Genomic DNA, 15,578 nt, shown 5'->3' with positions numbered 1-15,578 from the left:
GATTGGCGCGGCCTTACAGGGTTTTTGCTCAGGCCGCCAGAGGGAGCCCGGTCAGGCCACCACATAGCGGTCGCGGCGGTGGTTGATCGCGATGACCAGGTTCACCACCAAAGCGCCGAGGAAGCTGATCAAGACCAGCCGCGCCTCGATCACCAGGAAGGCCACCGCGAAGAGCACGGCGTCGAAGGCAAGCTGCACCCAGCCCGCCCGCCAGCCCAGCCGGTCCTGCAACAGGACGGCGACGATCCCGATCCCGCCCAGGCTGGCCCCGTGGCGGAAAAGCGCCAGCAAGGCCGAGCCGGAGACGAAGCCGAACAGCACCGCGCCCAGCCAAGGGTTCAGCGTGGCAAAGGCGACCTGTCCCGGCAGCCAGAGGCTGAGCGCCGAGAGGAGGCCGACCGCAAGGAAGGTCTTGACGGTGAAGCCCGGTCCCATGCGCAGGTAGCCCAGAAGATAGAACGGCAGGTTGATCGCGAAGAAGACCGGCCCGAAATTCCATCCGGTTGCATAGGAAATCAGCACCGCCAGCCCCGCCGTCTGTCCGGTGACGAGGCCGAGATGCGTCAGGATCACGATGCCGAAGGCGGCCATGGTCGCGCCATAGGCGATGCCCTGGGCATCATCGATCAGGCTGTGGCGGCGCGCATCGGTCATCCGCGCCGACATAGCCGAGCGGGCGTGAGGACGGAAGGGGCATGATGCGCAGCGGAAACGGCGGGGCGGGAGGCGGGTGAGGTGGCGATATTGCCCACTCCATGATCGGTACGCATGTGGTATCTGCCCGCCTCCTCGCGCATGGTTGCGCCGACTTCGGTCAAGGCGGAGCAGCAGGAACCCTTGGTATCCGGCGGCCGCAATGCCTTCCTGGTGGAAGGCCGAAGCTGGATTAGGTAACCCGCCTCACGGCTGGACGGGTGCAGGAAACGCCCAGACCTTGAAATGGAAGAGCGCGGAACCCAGTCCCGCGCCCGTCTGAAGCCGGCGAAGTAGCGTAGGGTGCGCTACAGCGCACCTTTACCCCTTCAGCGCCTTGTTCAGGTATTCGTCGACCTTTTCCAGATAGCCCATCGTGGTCAGCCACTTCTGGTCCGGCCCGACCAGAAGCGCCAGGTCCTTGGTCATGTGGCCGTCTTCCACGGCATCGACGGTCACCTTCTCCAGCGTCGTCGCAAAACGCATCAGCGCGTCGTTGTTGTCCAGCTTGGCGCGGTGCTTCAGTCCCCCGGTCCAGGCGTAGATCGAGGCGATGGAGTTGGTCGAGGTCTGCTTGCCCTTCTGGTGCTCGCGGAAGTGGCGGGTCACGGTGCCGTGGGCGGCCTCCGCCTCGACGATCTTGCCATCCGGCGTCATCAGCACGGATGTCATCAGGCCCAGCGAGCCGAACCCCTGCGCCACGATGTCGGACTGCACGTCGCCGTCATAGTTCTTGCAGGCCCAGACATAGCCGCCCGACCATTTCAGCGCCGAGGCGACCATGTCGTCGATCAGGCGGTGTTCGTAGGTCAGGCCGCGCTTCTTGAACTCCTCGGCGAATTCCGCTTCAAAGACCTGCTGGAAGATGTCCTTGAAGCGGCCGTCATAGGCCTTGAGGATGGTGTTCTTCGTCGACAGATACACCGGCACGTTGCGCACCAGCCCGTAGTTCAGCGAGGCGCGGGCGAAGTCAGTGATCGAGTCGTCGAGGTTGTACATCCCCATGTAGACGCCGGCCGATGGCGCCGAGTAGACGTCGCGCTCGATCACCGTGCCGTCGTCGCCGACGAATTTCATCGTCAGCTTGCCCTTTCCGGGGAATTTGAAGTCCGTCGCGCGGTACTGGTCGCCGAAGGCGTGGCGGCCGACGACGATGGGCTGGGTCCAGTGCGGCACCAGGCGGGGGACGTTCCTGCAGATGATCGGCTCGCGGAAGATCACGCCGCCGAGGATGTTGCGGATGGTGCCGTTCGGCGATTTCCACATCTGCTTCAGGCCGAATTCCTCGACCCGGGCCTCGTCCGGGGTGATCGTCGCGCATTTCACGCCGACGCCGTATTTCTTGATCGCTTCCGCTGCGTCGACGGTGATCTTGTCGTCGGTGCGATCGCGCTCCTCGATCCCGAGGTCGTAGTATTTCAGGTCGATGTCGAGGTAGGGCAGGATCAGCTTCTGCTTGATGAAGTCCCAGATGATCCGGGTCATCTCGTCGCCGTCGAGTTCGACGACGGGGTTGGCTACCTTGATCTTCGACATGGGTTTCTCCGGTCAGGGGATTCGATTGCGGCTGTCTTAGCGGAAAAGCGCAGGCTTGGGAAGTGCGGTATGCGATTGTATACCGAGGTCCTGCCGATCCGCTCGTCGATGACTTCGTCACTCCTCGCCGCGCGGCCGACGAGGAGACGCAGTCGAACGAGGAGGGGTCAGCCGAACCAGGGCCGGGCCTTTTCCTTCACCCAGTCCCAGAGTGCCGGCGCGCCGCGGGCGATCTTCGTGCCCACCCGCGATTCCAGCTGTCCATAGGTGACCTCGTAGGTGGCCCAGGTCCCGCCGCCCGACATCAGGTTCGCCATCACCGGCTGCACGCGGTCCAGCGACTTGGCGAAGCGGGCGTCAGGCGTCTCGGCCGCCTCGAACTCCTCCCAGAGCGTGCGCAGGCTGTCGCCAAGGTCGGAGGGCAGCAGGCCGAAGATCCGGTCGGCGGCTTTCGCCTCGGCGGCCAGCGTCTCGGGGCTGGCATGGGCCTGGCCGTTCCGGGCATGGATCGGCACGTCGCCGGTGTCGATCTCGACCAGGTCATGCAGGATCAGCATCCGGATCACCCGGTCGATGCTGACCCCCGGCCCGGCCTGGTCGGCCAGAACCAGCGCGTAAAGCGCCAGGTGCCAGGAATGTTCGCCCGAATTCTCCGGCCGCGAGCCATCGACCAGGGTCGTCGCGCGCAGCACCGATTTCAGCCGGTCGGCCTCGTTCAGGAAGGCGAACTGGGCTTCCAGCCGCTCGCTCAATGGCCCATGCCGCCGAAATCGACCGGGGCCACGGGCTCTTCCGCGATCTCGCCACGCTTGGCCGCCAGCGCCCTTTCCAGGAACTCGCGGCCCCGGCGTTCGGCCAGGCGGACGCGGATCGAGGTGATGTAGGCTTCCTGGAAAGTGGGCGAGGCCGCCATCAGCACCTTGGCCACCTTCTCGTAGAAGCGGTCGTCGTCCAGCTCGGCCTCGGCGGCGAGGACATCTTCGGCCAGCTGGTCGGCGAGGTCCTGAAGCTTGCTCATCTCAGCGCGAGGCCTCGCCCATGCGGCGGCGGACATAGTCGCTGACCGTCTGGATCATCGGCTGCATATGCGCCTCTTCGTCCTTGAAGAAATGGTCCGCGCCCTCGATCTCGGCATGGGTGATGGTGATCCCCTTCTGCTCGTGCAGCTTGGAGACCAGCGCCCGCGTGTCCTTGGGCGGAGCCACCTTGTCGGCGGTGCCGTTGATGATCAGCCCCGAGGAGGGGCAGGGCGCCAGGAAGCTGAAGTCGTAGAGGTTCGCCGGCGGCGCGACCGAGACGAAGCCGGTGATCTCGGGCCGGCGCATCAGGAGCTGCATGCCGATCCAGGCCCCGAAGGAGAAGCCCGCGACCCAGCAATGCTTGGCGTTCTGGTTCATCGACTGCAGGTAGTCCAGCGCCGAGGCCGCATCGGACAGCTCGCCGATCCCCTGGTCGTACTCGCCCTGGCTGCGCCCCACACCGCGGAAGTTGAAGCGCAGGACGGTGAACCCCAGGTTGTAGAAGGCGTAATGCAGGTTGTAGACGACCTTGTTGTTCATCGTCCCGCCATAGGCGGGATGCGGATGCAGCACGATGGCGATCGGCGCGTCGCGTTCCTTCTGCGGATGATAGCGGCCTTCCAGGCGACCGTCTGGGCCGGCAAAAATAACCTCGGGCATGGGCCTCTTCTCATGCGGGAGCGCGCGGTTTCTTGACGCTTTCGCTCGGGTAAAATAGAACCATTCTAAAGACGGCCGGGCCGCCTGTTCGAGGGGTCGGGTTTCAGGTAATGCTCGCGGCGCGCGTCGTCAATCGGCTTGGCATGGGGTCATGCCCGCGCGGGTAAGGCAGGAGGGGCCGATGAAGCTTTCGACCAAGGGACGTTACGCGATGGTGGCGCTGGCCGACCTGGCGCTGGCCGAGGCGAAGGCGGGCGGCGACGATCTGGTCTCGCTGGCCGAGATTTCCCGGCGCCAGGACATCTCGCTGCCCTATCTGGAGCAGCTATTCGTCAAGCTGCGCCGCGCCGGCCTGGTCGAGGCGGTGCGCGGCCCGGGCGGCGGCTACAAGCTGGCCCGCTCGCCGGACCAGATCCGCATCTCGGATGTGATGCAGGCGGTCGAGGAGACGGTGGATGCGATGCACACCGGGGCGGGGGCCTCGGGCGGGCTGTCGGGCACCCGGGCGCAGTCGCTGACCAACCGGCTGTGGGAAAGCCTGTCGGCGAATGTCTATGTCTTCCTGCACCAGGTGCGGCTGTCGGATGTGGTGAAGAACGACCTGACGCCATGCCCGGCGGTGCCGAGCCTGTTCCGCGTGGTGGACGAGGAATGACGATACGGTGCCTCGGCCCGGCCCCGGAGGGTTTCACACCCTCCGGACCTCCCGTGGAGTATTTCCGCCAAGAGGAAGCGGCATGACCCGGCTCTATCTCGACTGGAACGCGACCACGCCTTTGCGGCCCGAGGCCAGGGCGGCGATGATCGCGGCGATGGAGGTGGTGGGCAACCCGTCCTCGGTCCATGCCGAGGGGCGGGCGGCGAAGGCGCTGATGGAGCGCAGCCGCGCGAAGATCGAGGCGGCGCTGGGGGCCGAGGGGGCGGATGTGGTCTTTACCTCGGGCGCGACCGAGGCGGCGGCCCTGGCCTGCGCGGGGCGGGGTCTGGCCTGTGCGGCCGTGGAACATGATGCGGTCGCGGCCTGGTGTTCGACCGGGTTGCCGGTGGACGGGCAGGGCGGGGTGACGGTCTCCGATCCGGGGCGCAGCGCGCTGCAACTGGCGAACTCCGAGACCGGGGTGTTGCAGGACCTGCCGCAGGGGCTGGCGGTCAGCGACCTGACGCAGGCCTTCGGCAAGGTGCCCTTCGCCTTCAACTGGCTGGGCTGCGACATGGGGCTGATCTCGGCGCACAAGCTGGGCGGGCCGAAGGGCATCGGCGCGCTGGTGGTGCGGCAGGGGATCGAGGTTCCCGCGCAACTCAAGGGCGGCGGGCAGGAGATGGGCCGCCGGGCCGGGACCGAGAACCTGATCGGCATCGCCGGTTTCGCCGCCGCCGCCGAGGCCGCGCAGCGCGATCTGGCGGCCGGGATCTGGGAGGGCGTCGCCCAGATTAGAAATATTCTAGAATCGGAGTTGTCTGCTGCGACAAAAGAGACTATTTCGGTCGGAAATGGTTCGCCTAGACTGCCGAACACGCTGTGCCTGATCGCTCCCGGCTGGAAGGGCGAGACTCAGGTCATGGCGATGGACCTTGCGGGGTTCGCCGTCTCGGCGGGCTCGGCCTGTTCCAGCGGCAAGGTGCGGGCCAGCCGCGTGCTGACGGCGATGGGCTTCGACGAGGCCCTTGCCGCGCAGGCGATCCGGGTCTCGATCGGGCCCGGGGTGACGAAAGATGACGTGCAGCGGTTTGCAAAAGCCTGGACCGCCGCCTATGCCAAGGCCCGAACCCGGGCCGTCTGAAAGGAAACGCCGATGACCGCCATTCTCGAGACGAGCCAGGATATCCGCGAGGGCGTCGACCGCGAGACGATCGAGACCGTGCAGGCGATGGCCGGCAAGTACAAGTACGGCTGGGAAACCGAGATCGAGACCGAATATGCGCCGAAAGGCATCAGCGAGGACATCGTCCGCCTGATCAGCCAGAAGAACGGCGAGCCGGAATGGATGCTGGACTGGCGTCTCGCCGCCTATCGGCGCTGGGTGCAGATGGAAGAGCCCCGCTGGGCGATGCTGAACTATCCCGAGATCGACTATCAGGACCAGTATTACTACGCCAAGCCGAAGAGCATGGCCTCGAAGCCGAAGAGCCTGGACGAGGTCGATCCGAAGCTTCTGGCCACCTATGCGAAACTCGGGATTCCGCTGAAGGAACAGATGCTTCTGGCCGGAGTCGAAGGTGAGGCGGAGCCGCGCAAGGTGGCGGTGGACGCGGTCTTCGATTCGGTTTCCGTGGGGACCACCTTCAAGGCGGAACTTGCCAAGGCCGGGGTGATCTTCTGCCCGATCTCGGAGGCGATCCGCGACTATCCCGATCTGGTCAAGCAGTATCTGGGCAGCGTCGTCCCGCAGTCGGACAACTTCTTCGCCACGTTGAACTCGGCGGTGTTCTCGGACGGCTCCTTCGTCTACATCCCCAAGGGCACCCGCTGCCCGATGGAGTTGTCGACCTATTTCCGCATCAACGCCGAGAACACCGGCCAGTTCGAGCGTACGCTGATCATCGCCGACGAAGGTTCTTACGTCAGCTACCTGGAAGGCTGCACCGCGCCCAAGCGCGACATCCACCAGTTGCACGCCGCTGTGGTCGAGATCGTGATCCTGAAGGACGCCGAGGTGAAATATTCCACGGTGCAGAACTGGTATCCGGGCGACGAGAACGGGGTCGGCGGGATCTACAACTTCGTCACCAAGCGCGCGGATTGCCGGGGCGACCGGGCCAAGGTGATGTGGACGCAGGTCGAAACGGGCTCGGCGATCACCTGGAAATATCCTTCCTGCATCCTGCGCGGCGACGACGCGCAGGGCGAGTTCTACTCGATCGCCATCGCCAACAACGCCCAGCAGGCCGATACCGGGACCAAGATGGTCCACCTCGGCAAGCGGACGAAATCGCGGATCGTGTCGAAGGGGATCAGCGCCGGCCGGGCGCAGAACACCTATCGGGGCCTCGTGTCGATGCATCCGAAAGCCAAGGACAGCCGCAACTATACCCAGTGCGACAGTCTTCTGATTGGCGACAAATGCGGGGCGCATACCGTGCCCTATATCGAAGTGCGCAACAATTCCTCACGGGTCGAACACGAAGCGACCACCTCCAAGGTGGACGACGACCAGCTCTTCTACTGTCGCAGCCGTGGCATGGATGAGGAGGAGGCCGTCGCTCTGGTGGTGAATGGCTTCTGCAAGGAGGTGCTGCAGGCCCTGCCGATGGAATTCGCCATGGAAGCGCAAAGCCTGGTCGCGATCAGCCTGGAAGGCTCGGTCGGGTGATGGACGCGCCGGCAAACTCTGCGGCCCTTGCGGGGTTGGCCGAGGTCGTCGGCCATCCGGTTGCCGCGACAAGGAAGGTGCTGTTCTCGGCGATGAAGAACGAGGCGCCGTTCCTTCTGGAATGGGTAGCCTATCACAAGGCCATCGGTTTCGACGAGATCGTGATCTGCTCCAATCCGTCCAATGACGGTATGGAGGAATTGCTGGCTGCACTGGCCGAGGCGGACGAGATCCGGCATCTGCGGACTTCCGTCGAAGCGGGACAATCGCCTCAGACTGTCGCATCGGCCGCTTTTACGCATGAGATCGGATACCGCGATGGTGACTGGTACATGTGGCTGGATGCGGACGAATTCCTGAATGTCCACGTCGGGGACCGCAATCTTGACGCGTTGATCGAGGCCATGGGCGCGGCCCAGTGCTTTCTGATCAACTGGCGCATCTTCGGCAGCAACGGGCATGCGACCTTTCCCGGTCGGTTCCTGAGCCCTGCCTTCGAACGGGCATCCGGCCTGCCGTTCAAAGGCAATCTCGAGGTGAAGTCGCTGTTTCGGAAGACAGCCTCGATTGCGGGTTTCGCCAGCGTTGGAATTCACCGTCCTCTCGTCAACGCCGAGGTGGGGCTGGATCTGGCGGCGGTGCTGACCGGCTCGGGAAAGCCGGGCAGCACGGGGCGCCGGCAACTGCTTTGGAGCCGGGGCGCCCCCCTTGGCCGGACAAACGCCGTGACGCCCAGGGAAGCCGGCTGGGCCCTGGCGCAGATCAACCATTACGTCGTGCGCACCCCCGAGTTCTTTGCCCTGAAGAAGCAGCGCGGGCGCGGCTACAAGGCTGACGCGGTTGGCCCGGCGAATGACCGGCACAATGGCGTATTCTTCCGCGAGCATGATCGCAATGAGGAGGAGGACCGCTCGATCCTGTATTGGCAGGACGCGGTGACCCTCGAGATCGAGCGTCTGCTTGCTCGTCCCGCCGTGGCCCGGGCGAAGGCGACCTCGGACGGCCTGGTTCAGAAGCTGCTGGCGGCGCTGCCGAGGGAGAGCGCCGAAATGCCGGCGCAGGCGGAACCCGCGAGTGCCGAGGTGGCTGCGCCTGCGTTCGAGTTGACCTTCCCGGACCTCGAGGCCGCCTTCGTGACCAAGGCCTATGCCGGGGCGCGCAACGTGCTTGAATATGGCAGCGGCGGGTCCACCATGCTGGCCGCGCGGGGCGGGGCGCAGGTCGTCAGCGTGGAAAGCGATCCCGACTGGGCCGGAAGGCTGGCCGAGGCGCTGGCCGGAATATCGGACAGGGCCCGCGTCCACCATGTCGACATCGGCCCGACCAAGGAGTGGGGTTATCCCCGCACCGCCACGCAGCACGCCCGCTTTCCGCGCTACGCGCTTTCGGTCTGGGACCGCCCCGATCTGGGCGAGCCCGACCTCGTGCTGATCGACGGCCGGTTCCGTGCTGCCTGCCTGGCGGCGGTGCGCCTGCGCGCGCGGCGGCCGACCACGGTGCTTTTTGACGATTACGTGGACCGAAAATACTATCACGCGGTCGAGAAACTGGCCCGCAAGGATGAGGTGGTCGGCCGCATGGCGCGCTTCACCGTCACGCCGGGACCGATCCCGCCCGAAATGCTCACCCAGGTCATCGGCTGGTTCCAGGACCCGCGCTGACGCCGGAATACAGGAAAAGAAAAATGCTTGAAATCAACAACCTGCACGTCAAACTTGAAGATGAGGACAAGGTGATCCTCCGCGGTGTCGACCTGAAGATCGGTCCGGGCGAGGTCCATGCGATCATGGGGCCGAACGGCTCGGGCAAGTCGACGCTGTCCTATGTGCTTTCGGGTCGCGACGGCTATGAGGTGACGGCGGGCTCGGCCACGCTGGACGGGCAGGAGCTTCTGGAGATGGAGCCCGAGGCGCGCGCGGCGGCCGGCCTGTTCCTGGCCTTCCAGTATCCGGTCGAGATCCCGGGCGTCGGCAACATGACCTTCCTGCGCACCGCGGTGAATGCGCAGCGCAAGGCGCGCGGCGAGGAGGAGCTTTCCGCCGGCGACTTCCTGAAACTGGTGCGCGAGAAGGCCAAGGCGCTGAAGATCGACGCCGAGATGCTGAAGCGCCCGGTCAATGTCGGCTTCTCGGGCGGCGAGAAGAAGCGCAACGAAATCCTGCAGATGGCCATGCTGGAGCCCCGGATGTGCATCCTGGACGAGACCGACTCGGGCCTCGACGTGGATGCGATGAAACTGGTCTCGGACGGCGTGAACGCGCTGCGCAGCGCGGGGCGGTCCTTCCTGGTCATCACCCACTATCAGCGGCTTCTCGATCACATCAAGCCGGACGTGGTGCACATCATGGCGGCGGGGCGGATCGTCAAGACCGGCGGGCCGGAGCTGGCGCTGGAAGTCGAAACCAACGGCTATGCCGACATTCTGAACGAGGTGGGCTGATGGCACTGCCGAAGGTCAAGGAAGACGCGCTCGCGGCGCGGCTGGCGGTCATGCCGGAGCATGCGGGCAAGGGCTGGCTGGCCGGGGCGCGGGCCGAGGCGCTGGCCCGGCTTGCGGCCATGGGCCTGCCCGCGCGGCGCGACGAATACTGGCGCTATACCGATCCGGCGGGCCTGATCTCGCCCGAAGTCTCCGCTGCCGCGCCCTTCGCGGCAGGTGACGAGACGCCGATCTTCGACGGGATCGACCGGCTGAATCTCGTCTTCGTCGATGGCCTGTTCGACCCGGCGCAATCCGATGACCCGGCCCTCGCCGGGGTCGAGATCGAGCGGCTGGCCGAGGCCGGAGGCAAGGACATCCACTGGGCGCAAGGCGTCTATGGCGTGCTCGAGGCGCGGGGCCAGACCCCGGTGCAGCGCCCGCTGGCGGCGCTTGCCACGGCCGAGGCGACCGATGGCGTCCTGATCCGGGTGACGGGCCGCGCCACGCGCCCTGTGGCGCTGCATTATGTCCATGAATCAAATACTTCTGACGCGATCCTGCATCATTGCGTGAAGGTCGAGGCCGGGGCCGCGCTGACGCTTCTGGAAAGCGGTCCGGGGGCTGCGCGCCTGACCAAGGTGCTGGAGGTCGAGGTTGCCGACGGGGCCGAGTTCCACCATATCCGCGTCCAGGGCCGCGACCACGAGCGCCGCGCCGCCACCCACATCTTCGCCCGCCTGGGTGCGAGGTCCGAATTCCGCTCCTTCACCCTGACCGCCAACGGCCGGATGACCCGGAACGAGGCGGTGCTGGAGCTGACCGGCGACGAGGCTCGCGCCCATGTCGCCGGGGCGGCGGTCGGGGACGGCGATTTCCACCACGACGACACCGTCTTCGTCACCCATGCCGCCGAAGCCTGCGAAAGCCGGCAGGTGTTCAAGAAGGTGCTGATGAACGGCGCGACGGGCGTCTTCCAGGGCAAGATCCTGGTGAAGCCCGGCGCGCAGAAGACCGACGGCTACCAGATCAGCCAGAGCCTGCTTCTGGACGAGGACAGCCAGTTCCTCGCCAAGCCCGAGCTGGAGATCTACGCCGACGACGTGAAATGCAGCCATGGCTCGACCTCGGGTGCGATCGACGAGACGGCGCTTTTCTACCTGCAATCGCGGGGCGTGCCGCGCACCGTGGCGCAGGCGCTGCTGGTCCTGGCCTTCCTCGCCGAATCGATCCAGGAGATCGCCGACGAGACCATCGCCGAGGACATCCGCGGCCGGCTGGAGGCATGGCTCGCGCGCCACGCGGCGAAGGCGGGGCGATGACCGTCTCGACGGAACTGGTCGCGACCTGGCGCGCGCCGCGTGCGGCGCTGCGCCGCCATCTGGCGCGCGGCCGCTCCGAGGCTTTTGCCTTCACGCTGCTCCTCGTCTTCCTGATCCTGGCCTTCGTCGGCCTGTGGCCCGTCGCCGCGCGTGACGCCTTCCTTGCGGGAGAGCCCTCGGCCGCCCCCCGCATCCTGGCCTTTGGACTGGCCGTGCTGGCGACGATCCCGCTCTGGTATGGGCTGGCGGCCCTCAGCCATCTGGTCGCGCGGGCGCTAGGCGGGCAGGGCAACTGGTTTGCTGCGCGGATCGCGCTGTTCTGGGCGCTGGCGACCGTCAGCCCGCTGATGCTCCTTCAAGGATTGGTGGCCGGCATGATCGGCCCCGGTACCGCTCTCACCTCAGTGCGGGCGCTGGTGGGCCTGGGGTTCCTCTGGCTCTGGCTCACCATGCTGCACGAGGCCGAGGTCGGGGGTGCGGCATGACCGGATTGCCCGCCCGCATCCGCGACCTTGCGCGCCTGTCCCTGCGCAATCCCCGCGCCGCCACCCGCGCGCTTCTGGCCGAGGGCGTGCCGCTCTCGGCGCGGTCGGCCGGGCTTCTGCTGATGGCGGTCCTTTCGACGCTGATGCTGCAGGCGAGCTTCGCCCTCGCCCCGCCGGGAGACGAGCCGATGGCGGGTTTCCTTGCCTCCAGCCCGGTCCGCACCGCGGTCGTGCAATGGCTGATCCTGATCCTGACCGCCGTCCTGACCTATCGCGTCGGCCGCGCCTTCGGCGGCAGCGGAAGCCTTCCGGATTCGCTGCTGGTCGTGGTCTGGCTGCAACTCTTGATGCTGGGCGTGCAAGTCCTGCAACTGGTGGCCTTCGTGCTGATCCCGCCCTTCGCCGGGCTGATCGGCCTTGTGGGCTTCGGCCTTTTCCTCTGGCTCTCGGTCAATTTCATCGCCGAACTGCACGGCTTCAAATCGCTCGGAGCGGTCTTTGCCGGAATGATCGCCACGGCCTTCGCCGCGGCCCTGCTGGCAGCGTTGCTCATGGGCCTCATCCTCGGGCCGGAGGCCCTGTCCAATGTATGATCTCGCCAAGATCCGCGCCGATTTCCCGATCCTGTCGCGCCAGGTGAACGGCAAGCCGCTGGTCTATCTGGACAACGGCGCCAGCGCGCAGAAGCCGCAAGTGGTGATCGACGCGGTGACGCGGGGCTATGCCGAGGAATACGCCAACGTCCATCGCGGCCTGCACTACCTGTCGAACCTCGCGACCGAGAAGTACGAATCCACCCGCGGCACCATCGCCCGCTTCCTGAATGCAGCGTCCGAGGAGGAGATCGTCTTCACCACCGGCACGACCGAGGGGATCAACCTCGTCTCCTACGCCTGGGCCGCCCCGCGCCTGCAGCCGGGTGACGAGATTGTGCTGTCGGTGATGGAGCATCACGCCAACATCGTCCCCTGGCACTTCCTGCGCGAGCGGCAGGGCGTGGTCCTGAAATGGGTCGAGGTGGACGGCAATGGCGACCTCGATCCGCAGGCGGTGATCGACGCCATCGGCCCCCGGACGAAGCTGGTCGCCGTGACCCAGATGTCGAACGTCCTTGGCACCGTGGTCGATGTCGCCGCGATCTGCCGGGGTGCGCGTGAGAAGGGGGTGCCCGTCCTCGTCGACGGCAGCCAGTCCTCGGTGCACATGCCGGTCGACGTGCAGGCCATCGGCTGCGATTTCTACGCCATCACCGGGCACAAGCTTTACGGCCCCTCCGGCTCGGGTGCGATCTGGATCTCGCGCGAGCGCCAGGCCGAGATGCGCCCCTTCCTTGGCGGCGGGGACATGATCCGCGAGGTGACCCGCGACACCGTCACCTGGAACGACCCGCCGATGAAGTTCGAGGCCGGGACCCCCGGCATCGTGCAGCAGATCGGCCTTGGCGTGGCGCTGGATTACCTCATGGGCCTCGGCATGGCCAATATCGCCGCGCATGAGCGCAGCCTTCGCGACTATGCGCGTGACCGGCTTCAGGGCCTCAACTGGCTGAACGTGCAGGGGAATTCGGCGGGGAAGGGGGCGATCTTCTCCTTCACCATGCAGGGCGCGGCCCATGCCCACGACATCTCCACCATCCTGGACAAGCGCGGCATCGCCGTCCGCGCCGGCACCCATTGCGCCATGCCGCTCATGACGCATCTCGGCATCACCGCCTCGTGCCGGGCCTCCTTCGGGCTTTACAACACGGTCGAGGAGGTCGACGTCCTGGTCTCGGCACTGGAGCTTGCGCACGAGCTTTTTGCCTGAGGCGTCAGAAACTCCACCTCATCCCCAGAACTGCCGCATTGTCCGTTATCCCGGCGCGGTTGCCGTAATTCTGCGCATGGACCAGTTCGACCAGCAGCTCCGAGTTCTCGCCCATCGACGCCTGATAGCTGACGGAGAGGTCCACCTGCCGCTCGCTCGGGGCAAGGTCGAAGGCAAGACTACGCATCTCGGACCGGCCCTGACCCAGTGCGACCGGCACCACCATCTCGGCCTGCCCGGCGGTGACCGCCATGGGCAGCGAGACGCCGACCGCCAGCCGGTCGCCACGGGCCAGGACATTGCGCGTGCCGACATCCAGGCTCAGGCTGTCGAAGCTTGCGGTCGTGACGCCGGACAGCGCCCGCGGCGTGGTAAGGTCGGCCAGGCCCATCTCGCCCGACAGCGCGAAGAAGCTGCCGGAACCAAGGTCATGCGACAGGCTGACCGTCAGCGCAGCCATCGCCGCGCCCCCGCCCGTCGCATCGGCAAAACCCATCAGACTGCCATCGTCACGCGAAAGCTTCAGCCCCAGGTCCAGGTTCAACGTCCCCTCGGCCACCCGCCGCGACAGCGCGATGCCGTAACTCTCGCCCCCGCCCAGCATGAGCGCCACTGCGCTTCCTCCATCGGGGCCGGTCAGCTCCAGCGTCCGGCCGGGAAAGGCCTCGAAGCTGCGGGCCAGCGGGCTGATCGGCGCGGTCCGCGCGCGGGCGAAATCCTTGCCAAGCGCACGTGCCGCGACCGTCTCGGCCAGGGGCTCGACCGCCGCTTCGGTGGCAAAGGACTTCGCCGCCACGTCGAACCCGCCCCCCAGCGCGTCCTCGGCGGCAAGGTCCACCCCCGCAAGCCCGCGCACCACCGCATCGCCCATCGCCCCGCCGGTCGCGAAGCCCAGTTCCGTCACCGCGACCGCACCGCCGTCGGCCATGGTCATGGTCAGCGTCCCGATCGGCAACAGCGCCGCCCTTATGTCCAGGAACCCATGGCCGAATTCGGTCGAATAGGCGTGCAGGAAGGTCTCGTCTCCCTCCAGCAGGTCGATGCTTCCCGCCGCGGTAAAGCCGGTGAACGTGTTGTCCGCCGACGCCAGCAGCCGCGCGCGCAACTGGTGCGGGGCAAGGTGCGGGAAGGCCTCGGCCAGAAGCGCCAGCGCGCCAGAAACCTGCGGCGCCGCGAAGGACGATCCGGTGGCCGAGCCATAGGCGCTGTTCGACCCCGCCATGGCCGCATACCAGCTGCCATCCGCCATCAGGCACCAGCGCGCGGCTTCGAGGCAGCCGGCCGACAGGCGCAGGGCAACCGCGCTGACCCCGTCGTCGTCAAAGACCGGCACCGCATTGCCCGCCGCGATCCAGGCCGTTTCCAGATCGGGCTCGAGCAGGGGCAGCGCCTCCATCAGGCCGGCGGTCGCGGCGTCCTCCTCGTTCGAGATCGCGAAGACCACGACCCCGTCCGCGGCATAAAGCTTCAGGGCCGCCAGCCAGGCGGCATAGGCCGGGATGCCGAAGATGGACTCATGGCTGGCCTGCGTGATCGGCCTGTCCACGAATCCCCATGAGTTGTTCTGCGCCACCGCCCCCCGCCTGCGGGCCTCGTCGGCGGCGGCGGCCAGATCAAGGACATCCCAGGAGCTGAAGACCAGATCCGCCCCCGGTGCGACGCCGACCATGGTCGAAGATTCTCCCGCCGCGATCGAGGCGACCGTCGTGCCATGGGAAGGCACCTGCGAACCGTCGTCGACCGCTGTATCCCCTGTATGGGTGACCGTCTTTCCGGCAAAGGTCTCGTGGGTGCGGAGGAAACCATTGTCCACCACCGCGATCACCGCACCCGTGCCGGTCAGGCCAAGGGCATGGGCATAGTCCATCCGCGAGGAGTGCAGCGGATTGGCGAAGACCGTCCTGCCGCCAATGGCGAAGGTCCCGTCCTGCACCTTGTAGCGCGGGTTGTTGTCGCGGAAGCTCGCCGCCGCATCGCGCCATTCCTGGGTGATCGACTGCATGAAATACGCCCCGAAGATCCCCGAGCCCCCCGGATTGCCGCTGATCGTGTAGAACTCCTCCAGCGGGTCCTCCCCCTCGCCACCACCGCAGCCCGCCAGCAGAGCCAGGCAGGAGAGCGAGGCCCAGAGGCCCGCAAGACGGGATGTGTGCGGGGCGGAGGGGGCAGAAATCATGGCAGGAACCTGGCGGAAGCGGACATGCGCCCAGTCCATCCCGCGCCGGGGATTTGGTCAAGCGTCGGCAGCGCCACGAGGGCCGGGCAGAGCCCCGCATTTTCGCGGGTTGCGGGGCGGAAGTTCTTTCCTTTGGCGTTGAAACCCCCGC

General features: G+C 66.5%; 15 protein-coding genes. 9 read left to right on the top strand and 6 right to left on the bottom strand.

What is annotated here, in order from left to right; translation table 11 throughout:
* Positions 1 to 51: 51 nt before the first annotated feature.
* The 5 genes from I7S92_RS01825 to I7S92_RS01805 all read right to left on the bottom strand — a co-directional run bounded on the left by I7S92_RS01825 (position 52) and on the right by I7S92_RS01805 (position 3,908).
* Positions 52 to 654, bottom strand: a complete 603-nt coding sequence (locus I7S92_RS01825) for a YitT family protein (RefSeq protein ID WP_242070010.1) — start codon at positions 652 to 654, stop codon at positions 52 to 54.
* A 360-nt stretch (positions 655 to 1,014) separates the two neighbouring features.
* Complete coding sequence (locus tag I7S92_RS01820) at positions 1,015 to 2,229, bottom strand: NADP-dependent isocitrate dehydrogenase (RefSeq protein ID WP_197641749.1); 1,215 nt, start codon at positions 2,227 to 2,229, stop codon at positions 1,015 to 1,017.
* 167 nt (positions 2,230 to 2,396) lie between these two features.
* Positions 2,397 to 2,981, bottom strand: a complete 585-nt coding sequence (locus I7S92_RS01815; RefSeq protein ID WP_197641748.1) for an HD domain-containing protein — start codon at positions 2,979 to 2,981, stop codon at positions 2,397 to 2,399.
* The gene (locus tag I7S92_RS01810) at positions 2,978 to 3,247 is read right to left on the bottom strand and encodes a hypothetical protein (RefSeq protein WP_197641747.1); all 270 of its coding nucleotides are present in this window, start codon (positions 3,245 to 3,247) and stop codon (positions 2,978 to 2,980) included. The genes I7S92_RS01815 and I7S92_RS01810 overlap by 4 nt, the downstream gene beginning before the upstream one ends.
* Position 3,248: 1 nt before the next feature.
* On the bottom strand, positions 3,249 to 3,908 hold the full coding sequence (locus tag I7S92_RS01805; protein ID WP_197641746.1) for an alpha/beta hydrolase: 660 nt from the start codon (positions 3,906 to 3,908) through the stop codon (positions 3,249 to 3,251).
* A 181-nt stretch (positions 3,909 to 4,089) separates the two neighbouring features.
* Here I7S92_RS01805 and iscR point away from each other — a divergent pair, with 181 nt between their 5' ends.
* From iscR to I7S92_RS01760, 9 genes are all read left to right on the top strand, one after another.
* Positions 4,090 to 4,563: a Fe-S cluster assembly transcriptional regulator IscR gene (gene iscR / locus I7S92_RS01800; RefSeq protein WP_197641745.1), complete on the top strand. Its 474-nt coding sequence runs from the start codon at positions 4,090 to 4,092 to the stop codon at positions 4,561 to 4,563.
* An 82-nt stretch (positions 4,564 to 4,645) separates the two neighbouring features.
* Positions 4,646 to 5,689 carry a cysteine desulfurase family protein gene (locus I7S92_RS01795; RefSeq protein ID WP_197641744.1) on the top strand — a complete coding sequence of 348 codons (1,044 nt, stop codon included), beginning with the start codon at positions 4,646 to 4,648 and terminating at the stop codon, positions 5,687 to 5,689.
* A 12-nt stretch (positions 5,690 to 5,701) separates the two neighbouring features.
* On the top strand, positions 5,702 to 7,219 hold the full coding sequence (gene sufB, locus I7S92_RS01790; protein WP_197641743.1) for a Fe-S cluster assembly protein SufB: 1,518 nt from the start codon (positions 5,702 to 5,704) through the stop codon (positions 7,217 to 7,219).
* On the top strand, positions 7,219 to 8,880 hold the full coding sequence (locus I7S92_RS01785) for a glycosyltransferase family 2 protein (protein ID WP_197641742.1): 1,662 nt from the start codon (positions 7,219 to 7,221) through the stop codon (positions 8,878 to 8,880). The genes sufB and I7S92_RS01785 overlap by 1 nt, the downstream gene beginning before the upstream one ends.
* Positions 8,881 to 8,903: 23 nt before the next feature.
* The gene (sufC, locus tag I7S92_RS01780; protein WP_197641741.1) at positions 8,904 to 9,659 is read left to right on the top strand and encodes a Fe-S cluster assembly ATPase SufC; all 756 of its coding nucleotides are present in this window, start codon (positions 8,904 to 8,906) and stop codon (positions 9,657 to 9,659) included.
* Complete coding sequence (gene sufD, locus I7S92_RS01775; protein WP_197641740.1) at positions 9,659 to 10,960, top strand: Fe-S cluster assembly protein SufD; 1,302 nt, start codon at positions 9,659 to 9,661, stop codon at positions 10,958 to 10,960. The genes sufC and sufD overlap by 1 nt, the downstream gene beginning before the upstream one ends.
* Positions 10,957 to 11,445, top strand: coding sequence for a Yip1 family protein (locus I7S92_RS01770; protein WP_197641739.1), 489 nt, complete (start codon positions 10,957 to 10,959; stop codon positions 11,443 to 11,445). The genes sufD and I7S92_RS01770 overlap by 4 nt, the downstream gene beginning before the upstream one ends.
* A complete protein-coding gene (locus I7S92_RS01765; RefSeq protein ID WP_197641738.1) occupies positions 11,442 to 12,038 on the top strand; it encodes a YIP1 family protein in 597 nt (198 codons plus the stop codon). Before I7S92_RS01770 ends, I7S92_RS01765 begins: the two co-directional genes overlap by 4 nt.
* Complete coding sequence (locus I7S92_RS01760; RefSeq protein ID WP_197641737.1) at positions 12,031 to 13,251, top strand: cysteine desulfurase; 1,221 nt, start codon at positions 12,031 to 12,033, stop codon at positions 13,249 to 13,251. The genes I7S92_RS01765 and I7S92_RS01760 overlap by 8 nt, the downstream gene beginning before the upstream one ends.
* 4 nt (positions 13,252 to 13,255) lie before the next feature.
* Here the strand turns inward: I7S92_RS01760 and I7S92_RS01755 are convergent, their stop codons facing one another.
* Positions 13,256 to 15,466, bottom strand: a complete 2,211-nt coding sequence (locus I7S92_RS01755; protein WP_197641736.1) for a S8 family peptidase — start codon at positions 15,464 to 15,466, stop codon at positions 13,256 to 13,258.
* Positions 15,467 to 15,578 lie beyond the last annotated feature (112 nt).

The sequence above is a fragment of the Tabrizicola soli genome, assembly GCF_015999335.1.
GTDB lineage: Bacteria > Pseudomonadota > Alphaproteobacteria > Rhodobacterales > Rhodobacteraceae > Tabrizicola > Tabrizicola soli.
The sequence above is the reverse complement of the archived record's forward strand: the minus strand, read 5'-3'. Positions and strand labels throughout refer to the sequence as shown.

Coding starts and splice junctions, on each gene's coding strand:
- I7S92_RS01825 (WP_242070010.1), bottom strand. CDS start 654: ATGACCGATGCGCGCCGCCACAGCCTGATCGATGATGCCCAGGGCATC.
- I7S92_RS01820 (WP_197641749.1), bottom strand. CDS start 2,229: ATGTCGAAGATCAAGGTAGCCAACCCCGTCGTCGAACTCGACGGCGAC.
- I7S92_RS01810 (WP_197641747.1), bottom strand. CDS start 3,247: ATGAGCAAGCTTCAGGACCTCGCCGACCAGCTGGCCGAAGATGTCCTC.
- I7S92_RS01805 (WP_197641746.1), bottom strand. CDS start 3,908: ATGCCCGAGGTTATTTTTGCCGGCCCAGACGGTCGCCTGGAAGGCCGC.
- iscR (WP_197641745.1), top strand. CDS start 4,090: ATGAAGCTTTCGACCAAGGGACGTTACGCGATGGTGGCGCTGGCCGAC.
- I7S92_RS01795 (WP_197641744.1), top strand. CDS start 4,646: ATGACCCGGCTCTATCTCGACTGGAACGCGACCACGCCTTTGCGGCCC.
- sufB (WP_197641743.1), top strand. CDS start 5,702: ATGACCGCCATTCTCGAGACGAGCCAGGATATCCGCGAGGGCGTCGAC.
- I7S92_RS01785 (WP_197641742.1), top strand. CDS start 7,219: ATGGACGCGCCGGCAAACTCTGCGGCCCTTGCGGGGTTGGCCGAGGTC.
- sufC (WP_197641741.1), top strand. CDS start 8,904: ATGCTTGAAATCAACAACCTGCACGTCAAACTTGAAGATGAGGACAAG.
- sufD (WP_197641740.1), top strand. CDS start 9,659: ATGGCACTGCCGAAGGTCAAGGAAGACGCGCTCGCGGCGCGGCTGGCG.
- I7S92_RS01770 (WP_197641739.1), top strand. CDS start 10,957: ATGACCGTCTCGACGGAACTGGTCGCGACCTGGCGCGCGCCGCGTGCG.
- I7S92_RS01765 (WP_197641738.1), top strand. CDS start 11,442: ATGACCGGATTGCCCGCCCGCATCCGCGACCTTGCGCGCCTGTCCCTG.
- I7S92_RS01760 (WP_197641737.1), top strand. CDS start 12,031: ATGTATGATCTCGCCAAGATCCGCGCCGATTTCCCGATCCTGTCGCGC.
- I7S92_RS01755 (WP_197641736.1), bottom strand. CDS start 15,466: ATGGACTGGGCGCATGTCCGCTTCCGCCAGGTTCCTGCCATGATTTCT.